This is a genomic window from Achromobacter maghribensis, from assembly GCF_057334215.1.
In genome coordinates this window covers 105,570-113,195 of sequence record NZ_JBHFII010000004.1, presented here as the reverse complement: position 1 = coordinate 113,195, position 7,626 = coordinate 105,570, and the positions used below count along the sequence as shown (strand labels likewise).

Below are 7,626 nucleotides of genomic sequence, written 5' to 3'. Positions count from 1 at the left end.
CCCCCCCCCCCCCCCGACCAGGATTGGCTGCGCGGCGCGATCCCCGCCGACCCGCGCGCGGTCTACAAGATGCGGCCCATCGTGTCGGCCTTGATGGACGAGGGATCGTTCATGGAGATCGGCAAGCGCTGGGGCAGGGCGGTGATCACGGGCCTGGCCCGGATCGACGGCTGGCCGGTGGCGGTGTTCGCCAGCGACCCCTATCACTACGGCGGCGGCTGGGACGGCCCGGCGGCCGAAAAATTCACGCGCCTGCTCGACCTGGCCGAGACCTTCCACCTGCCGGTCGTGAATCTGGTGGACGTGCCGGGTTTCCAGATCGGCCTGAACGCCGAGAAGGCCGGCGCCATGCGCTACGGCGTGCGCGCCCTGACGGCGGTGGCGCAATCCACCGTGCCCTGGTGCTCGATCATCGTGCGCAAGGCGTTCGGCGTGGCGGGCGGTGGCCACCAGAGCGCGGGCCGCTTCAATTTCCGCTACGCCTGGCCGTCGGCCCAGTGGGGATCATTGCCGGTGGAAGGTGGCCTGGAAGTGGCCTACAAGGCCGAGATCGAAGCTGCCTCGGATCCCGAGGCCAAGATGCGTGAGATCGAAGCGCGCGTGCGCGGGCTGACCTCGCCGTTCCGCAGCGCCGAAGCTTTCGTGGTGGAAGACATTATCGATCCGGCCAGCACGCGGCAGGTGCTGGAAGAGTTCGTGGAAGTGGTCGCGCCCTTGCGTGAACCCGGTCCGCGCGCGTTCGGGTATCGGCCATGACACCGGGTCTGGAGCGCAACATGAAGCGAGTCATCGTCGCCAACCGGGGCGCCGTCGCCTGGCGCGTCATCCGCGCGCTGCGCGCGCTGGGCCTGGAATCGGTCGCCGTCTATTCCGAGGCGGACCGCGATCTTCCTTATCTGCGTGAAGCCGATGTGGCGGTTCCGATTGGTCCGGCGCCGGCCGTGCAAAGTTACTTGAACCGCGACACGCTGCTGCGCGTGGCGCGCGAGACGGGCGCCGATGCACTGCATCCCGGTTATGGGTTCCTATCCGAAAACGCGGACTTTGCCGCGGCCGTGGAATCGGCCGGCATGATCTTCGTGGGCCCGTCGCCGCGCTGGATCCGAATGCTGGGGCACAAGACGCGGGCGCGAGATGCGATGCGGGCGTTGGGCATGCCGATGGCGGCCAGCAGTGCCGTACTGGGCGCCGACCTTGATGCGGTGCGCCATGCGGCCCAGGACCTGGGCTACCCGGTGTTGATCAAACCGGCGTCGGGCGGTGGCGGCATCGGCATGATTCCCCTGCACGGCCCGCAGGATGTGGAACCCGAATGGGCGCGGGCACGGCAAATCGCGGAACGCAGCTTTGGCGGATCGGACCTGTATCTGGAAAAGCTGCTGGTCAACCCGCGCCATGTTGAATTCCAGTTCCTGGCGGACCGCCATGGGCAGGTGCGCTGCCTGTACGAGCGCGACTGTTCTACGCAGCGTCGGCACCAGAAGGTACTGGAAGAAGCGCCCGCGCCAGGGCTGGATCGAGGCGCGGTGGCCGACATGGCCGCGAAGCTGGAAGGCATGCTGTCGACACTGGGATACGACGTGATCGGCACCGTCGAAATGCTGTACACGCCCGAGTCCGGCTTTTCGTTCCTGGAAATCAATACCCGCCTGCAAGTCGAACACGCCGTGACGGAAGCGGTTACGGGCGTCGACATCGTGGCCGCGCAACTGAAGCTGGCGGCGGGCGAGCGCATGGACAACGTGTTGGCGCGGGTGCCGCCCTTGCAAGGGCATGCGCTGGAGGCGCGCGTCTACGCGGAAGATCCTGTGCGCTTCCTGCCGTCGCCCGGCGTGCTGCGAGGCTTTACCCCGCCCGAGCTGCCCGGCGTGCGCGTGGAGACGGGCTACGCACAGGGCTGCCGCGTGTCTAGTCATTACGACCCGATGTTGGCCAAGGTGATCGCGCATGCCGCCACGCGCGACCAGGCCTTGAGGTTATTGAGGCAGGCGCTGGCGCAGTTTCATGTGGACGGCGTCAAGACCAACATTCCCTTCATTTTGCAGGTACTGGACGACCCGGGCTTTGGTGCGGGCCAGGTGTCCACCGGCATGGTGAGCCGCATTCTGGATGCGCCGCGCGCGGCGGCACAGGCGGCGTGAAGCAGGCAAGCAGGCAGGCAGGCAAGCGAGCCAGGCGGGTCTGGCAGCGATAGCAGCATGTCCGAACCGAAACAGACAAGGAGACAACAATGTTCAAAGTAGAAACGCCCGTGGTGGGCCGAGTGGTTGCCGTCAGCGTGCGCCCAGGGCAGCGCGTGGACGCCGGCGATAGCGTGATCAAGGTGGAGTCGATGAAGATGGAAATCCCCGTCGAAGCCGAACGCGCGGGGATCGTGGCGCGCGTGCTGGTGGGCGAAGGGGACGAAGTGGACGAAGGCCAGGTCGTGGTTGAACTGGAGTAACGCCGCCATGCTGATCCATACGGAACGGACGGAAGCCGGCCAGGTTGCGTTGTTGCGATTGCGCAATCCGCCGGTCAACAGCCTGAGCGCGGCGTTGCGGGCGGAGCTGCACGACGCGATCAGCGACGCACTGGCGGACCCGCATGTACGCGCGCTGGTCTTGGCGGGTGACGGGGACTTCTTTTGCTGCGGCGCAGATATCCGCGAATTCAATACTCCGATGTCGACGCGCGAACCGACATTGCGGTCTTTGATTGCGTTGATTGAAGGCGCGTCCAAGCCCGTGGTCGCCGCGATCCATGGCGCGGCACTGGGTGGTGGGCTGGAACTGGCGCTGGGGTGTCACTTTCGCGTGGCGCGGGAGGGCGCGTCGTTGGGCCTGCCCGAAGTGAAGCTGGGCGTGCTGCCCGGCGCGGGTGGGACGCAGCGGCTGCCCCGGCTGGTGGGCGTGGAACGAGCGCTGACGATGATTGCGCAAGGCGATGCGATCGATACGGCGAAGGCGCTGGACTGGGGCCTGCTTGATGCCGTGTTTGCCGATGATCTGGTCCACCGTGCCGCCGCGGTTGCACTGGCTGCCTCGGATGCGCCGTTGGCCGGTCGCAATGTCGGCGCGCGCCAGGTACCGGCGCTGTCCGATCCGGGCGTGTACGAGCGTGCCCGCGAACAGGCCGCCCGCCATTACCGGGGCTGCGTAGCGCCGTGGGCCTGCATCGCCTGCGTGGAGGCCGCCACCCACGGCACGCTTGAAGACGGCTTGGCGGTTGAGCGCGAGCGCTTTCTGGAATTGGTCAACGGCAGCCAGTCCAAGGCGCAGCGTCACGTGTTCTTTGCCGAACGCGCCGCCGTCAAATTGCCGAAGGACTGGACGGCGACGGCCGCCATCAACACGGTGGGCGTGGTCGGCGCGGGCACGATGGGCGGCGGCATCGCGATGAGTCTGGCGAACGCCGGGCTTGACGTCGTGCTGGTCGAGCGCGATGCGCAGGCACTGGAACGCGGCTGGTCGGCGATCCGCAAGAACTACGCCGCGACGGCGGCCAAGGGCAAGTTGACGGCGGCGCAGGTGCACGAACGCCAGGCGCGCATACGCCCGTCGCTGGTGATGGACGACCTGCGCAACGCCGATCTGGTGATCGAGGCCGCGTTCGAGGACATGGACGTCAAGCGTCAGATCTTCACCGCACTGGACGCGGTGTGCAAGCCGCAGGCCATCCTGGCGTCGAACACGTCGCGCCTGGATATCGACGCGATAGCCGGTTTCACCCGCCGGCCGGCGCAGGTGCTGGGCATGCACTTCTTCAGCCCGGCCAACGTCATGCGATTGCTGGAAGTGGTCAAGGGTCGGCAGACCGACGGAGACGTGGTGGCCACGGTGTTCCGGCTGGCGCGGCGCATGGGCAAGCTGCCGGTGCTGGTGGGCGTATGCGACGGGTTTGTCGGCAATCGCATGGTCAGCCCGTACACGCGCGAGGCGCATTTCCTGTTGGAAGAAGGCGCGTCGCCGTCGCAGGTGGACGGCGCCTTGCAGCGCTTCGGGCTGGCCATGGGGCCGCTGCGCATGGCGGACATGGCGGGCCTGGACATCAGCTGGGCATTTCGCAAGCGCACGGCGTCGACGCGGCCCGCGCACCTGCGCTATTCGCGCGTGGCCGACAGCCTGTGCGAACAAGGGCACTTTGGACAGAAGACGGGCAGCGGCTTTTATCGCTACGCACCAGGCAGCCGTGAACCGCTGGAAGACCCGCAGGTACTGACGTTGATCGAGGCATGCGCGCGCCAGGACGGCATCGCGCGACGCGACATCACGGACGAGGAAATCGTGCAGCGCACGATGTACGCGCTGGTCAACGAAGGCGCCCGCATCCTGGAAGAGGGCATCGCGCGCCGCGCGTCCGACATCGACGTCATCTACGTCAACGGCTACGGCTTTCCGGCGCATCGGGGGGGGCCGCTGTTCTATGCAGACCAGCAAGGGTTGCCGAATGTGCTGGCCACGATTCGGGGCTTTCACGACCAACACGGCGAACTCTGGCAGCCGGCACCGTTGTTGGAACGGCTGGTGGCGCAGGGCAAGCGCTTTGCGGACTTGTAAATCAGCGGCCGGCGCATCGGGCGCGGCGACGCAGAATAAATAGAAGGAGACAGCAATGCACACGGAACAAGCCGAAGCCCCGTCGCGGGGGCCGCAGGAACAGTACTTTGCCGCGTTGGCCGAAGGGCGCTTTCGGATTCAACGTTGCGCGGCATGCGAGCGGCATCAGTTCTTTCCCCGCACCCTATGCATGCATTGCGGTGCGATGGACCTGGAGTGGATGGACCCCGCCGGCACCGGCACGGTCTATTCCTTCAGCATCGTGCGGCGCAAGCCGGAAGCGGGCGGCGACTACAACGTGGCGCTGATCGATCTGGACGAGGGCGCGCGCATGATGAGCCGGGTGGACGGCGTGCCGCTGGAGCGGCTGCGGATCGGCATGCCGGTCAAGGCGCGGGTGTTGCTGGACGCGGCCCAGCCGCTGGTGGTGTTCGAGCCCGTGGAGGCTGCATGATGACGCTGGATTCACTGCGCGGGCGGGTCGCCATTGTCGGGGTAGGGCATGCCGGGCTGGGGGAGGCGCACGGCTACACCGAGATGGAAGTGCTGGCACAGGCTGCGTCACGGGCAGTCGCCGATGCGGGGCTGACGATGCGGGATATCGATGGGCTGGCCACGTGCAGTTCGTCGGCCACGATGTGGAGCATGCCCGTTGCCGAATACCTGGGCGTGCGGCCGCGCTATATCGAAGCCACGATGCTGGGCGGGTCCAGTTTTGTCTCGCATCTGCTGCCCTCGGTGATGGCGCTGGCGTCGGGGCAATGCAATGCAGTGCTGGTCTGCTATGGCAGCACGCAGAAGACCGCCACGTTCGGCCGCAAGGAAGGCGTCAAGGCGCGGACACTGCTGGACCCGCAGCCTTTCGAACATCCGTATTCGCCGCTACAGCCGGTCACGTCCTACGCACTGGCCGCCGCCCGTCATATGCATCAATACGGCACGAACCGGGAGCAGTTGGCCGAAGTGGCCGTCGCGGCCCGCGCGTGGGCGGCGCTGAATCCCGAGGCCGCGATGCGCGACCCCCTGTCCGTCGACGACGTGCTTCGGTCACGCCCCGTCTCGGATCCATTGACGGTGCGCGATTGCTGCCTGGTCAGCGACGGTGGTGGCGCCTACGTGATGGTGCGCGCCGACCGCGCCCGCCAGCTGCGGCAACCCCCCGTGTACGTGTTGGGCAGCGCCACGGCGGTGTGGAACCGCCAGATATCGTCCATGGAAGACCTGACCGTGACGGCGGCGGCCGAATCGGGCAAGCGCGCGCTGGTCATGGCCGGCCTGAACGTGGCGGACGTGGACGTGGCTGAGCTTTATGACGCCTTCACGATCAACACGCTGCTGTTCCTGGAAGACCTGGGCTTTTGCAAAAAGGGCGAAGGTGGCGCCTTTGTGCAGGGCGGCGGCATTGCGCCCGGAGGCCGTCTGCCGGTGAACACGAACGGTGGCGGGCTGTCGTGCGTGCATCCCGGCATGTACGGCATCTTCCTGGTCATTGAAGCCGTACGTCAATTGCGGGCGCAGGCGGGCGAACGCCAAGTGCCGGGCGCCGAAATCGCCCTGGTGCATGGCAACGGCGGCACCTTGTCCAGCCAGTCCACCGCGATCCTGGGCGGCCCGTCCACGCGCTGACGCGCGGCGACTGCCCATCCTTACAAAAGGGACTTCCATGCTGGACAAAACAGTCGATACGCTGGCCGCCGCGGTGGCCGACGTGCAAGACGGCGCGGTGATCCTGATCGGCGGCTTTGGCGCCTCGGGCGTGCCGACCGATCTGGTCTGCGCGCTGCTTGCGCAAGGCGCGCGCGACCTGACCATCGTCAACAACAACGCCGGCAACGGCGAACGCGGCCTGAGCCAACTGGTGCGAGCTGGGCGCGTACGCAAAATGATCTGCTCGTTTGCGCGGTCGTCGGATCGCAAGAAGCCGAACGCCGCCGCGTTCGCCGAGGCCTACCACGCGGGCAAGATCGAGCTTGAATGCGTGCCGCAGGGCACGATGGCCGAGCGCATGCGCGCGGCTGGCGCGGGGCTGGGGCCGTTCTTCACGCCCACCGCCTATGGCACGCCGCTGGCGATAGGCAAGGAGACCCGCGTGATAGACGGCGTGGGCTACGTCCTGGAAGCCCCGCTGAAAGGTGACTTTGCTTTCGTCAAGGCGCGCACGGCGGACCGCTGGGGAAATCTGGTGTACCGCTACGCCGGGCGCAACTTCGCGCCGGTGATGTGCATGGCCGCGACCACCACGGTGGCGCAAGTGGACAGCATCGTGGAACTGGGTGGCATCCCGCCCGAACACGTCATGACACCGGGAATATTCGTCAAGCGAGTGGTAAAGGTAGAGGGCAACCATGGCCTATGAAAAGCTGAGTCGGCGGCAGATAGCCCGCCTTGTCGCCCTGGACATTCCGGATGGCGCCACCGTCAACCTGGGCATCGGCATACCGACGCTGGTGTCGGCCTTTTTGCCGGCCGACCGCGATGTGCTCCTGCACACCGAAAACGGCATCGTGGGCATGGGGCCGGGCGACCCTGATGCACCGCTGGACCTGGACCTGATCAATGCCAGCAAGGAACCGGTGACGCTATTGCCGGGCGCATCCATCACCGACCACGTGGTGTCGTTCGCCATGATGCGCGGCGGCCACCTGGATCTGACGGTGCTGGGCGCGTTCCAGGTCTCCGCGCGCGGTGATCTGGCGAACTGGGACACCGGCGCGCCGGGCACGATTCCGGCGGTGGGTGGCGCGATGGACCTGGTGGCCGGCGCGCGCCAGGTCTACATCACGATGGACCACGTCACCAAGGACGGCCAGCCCAAGATCGTGCGCGAATGCACCTACCCGCTGACCGGCGCGGGCGTGGTCGACCGCATCTATACCGATCTGGCCATCATCGACGTGCTGCCCGACGCCATGCGGGTCAACGCCATGGTGGCGGGATTGCGCTTCGACACCTTGCAGGACCTGACGGATTGCCCGCTGACGCTGGCGGAAGATTGGCGGGTGTTGTCGCCGGAATAACGTTCGGCTCGTACTTTCCCCTTGTTGACACGGGGAGTTTTCGATACTTAGAATGTTCTTATAGAAAGAAT

At 66.6% G+C, this 7,626-nt stretch carries 8 protein-coding genes; all 8 read left to right on the top strand.

The window, feature by feature from the left end:
* Nucleotides 1–756 (top strand): carboxyl transferase domain-containing protein (locus ACE039_RS01285; protein WP_485821458.1); only part of this gene is annotated, 756 nt, incomplete at its 5' end.
* A 20-nt stretch (nt 757–776) separates the two neighbouring features.
* The gene (locus ACE039_RS01280; RefSeq protein ID WP_485821457.1) at nt 777–2,141 is read left to right on the top strand and encodes an acetyl-CoA carboxylase biotin carboxylase subunit; all 1,365 of its coding nucleotides are present in this window, start codon (nt 777–779) and stop codon (nt 2,139–2,141) included.
* Nucleotides 2,142–2,230: 89 nt separating this feature from the next.
* Complete coding sequence (locus ACE039_RS01275) at nt 2,231–2,443, top strand: biotin/lipoyl-containing protein (protein WP_105556072.1); 213 nt, start codon at nt 2,231–2,233, stop codon at nt 2,441–2,443.
* 7 nt (nt 2,444–2,450) lie between these two features.
* Nucleotides 2,451–4,538: a 3-hydroxyacyl-CoA dehydrogenase NAD-binding domain-containing protein gene (locus ACE039_RS01270; protein WP_485821456.1), complete on the top strand. Its 2,088-nt coding sequence runs from the start codon at nt 2,451–2,453 to the stop codon at nt 4,536–4,538.
* A 55-nt stretch (nt 4,539–4,593) separates the two neighbouring features.
* Nucleotides 4,594–4,992, top strand: a complete 399-nt coding sequence (locus ACE039_RS01265; RefSeq protein WP_485821455.1) for a Zn-ribbon domain-containing OB-fold protein — start codon at nt 4,594–4,596, stop codon at nt 4,990–4,992.
* Entirely contained in the window at nt 4,992–6,164 is a 1,173-nt protein-coding gene (locus tag ACE039_RS01260; protein ID WP_485821487.1) for a thiolase, read from the top strand. Before ACE039_RS01265 ends, ACE039_RS01260 begins: the two co-directional genes overlap by 1 nt.
* 37 nt (nt 6,165–6,201) lie before the next feature.
* Nucleotides 6,202–6,894, top strand: coding sequence for a 3-oxoacid CoA-transferase subunit A (locus tag ACE039_RS01255; protein ID WP_485821454.1), 693 nt, complete (start codon nt 6,202–6,204; stop codon nt 6,892–6,894).
* A complete protein-coding gene (locus tag ACE039_RS01250) occupies nt 6,884–7,555 on the top strand; it encodes a 3-oxoacid CoA-transferase subunit B (protein WP_448712027.1) in 672 nt (223 codons plus the stop codon). The genes ACE039_RS01255 and ACE039_RS01250 overlap by 11 nt, the downstream gene beginning before the upstream one ends.
* The last annotated feature ends 71 nt before the right edge of the window (nt 7,556–7,626 follow it).

Excerpts from the sequence above, each read along its gene's own strand:
- ACE039_RS01280 (WP_485821457.1), top strand. The coding sequence starts at position 777 with ATGAAGCGAGTCATCGTCGCCAACCGGGGCGCCGTCGCCTGGCGCGTC.
- ACE039_RS01275 (WP_105556072.1), top strand. The coding sequence starts at position 2,231 with ATGTTCAAAGTAGAAACGCCCGTGGTGGGCCGAGTGGTTGCCGTCAGC.
- ACE039_RS01270 (WP_485821456.1), top strand. The coding sequence starts at position 2,451 with ATGCTGATCCATACGGAACGGACGGAAGCCGGCCAGGTTGCGTTGTTG.
- ACE039_RS01265 (WP_485821455.1), top strand. The coding sequence starts at position 4,594 with ATGCACACGGAACAAGCCGAAGCCCCGTCGCGGGGGCCGCAGGAACAG.
- ACE039_RS01260 (WP_485821487.1), top strand. The coding sequence starts at position 4,992 with ATGACGCTGGATTCACTGCGCGGGCGGGTCGCCATTGTCGGGGTAGGG.
- ACE039_RS01255 (WP_485821454.1), top strand. The coding sequence starts at position 6,202 with ATGCTGGACAAAACAGTCGATACGCTGGCCGCCGCGGTGGCCGACGTG.
- ACE039_RS01250 (WP_448712027.1), top strand. The coding sequence starts at position 6,884 with ATGGCCTATGAAAAGCTGAGTCGGCGGCAGATAGCCCGCCTTGTCGCC.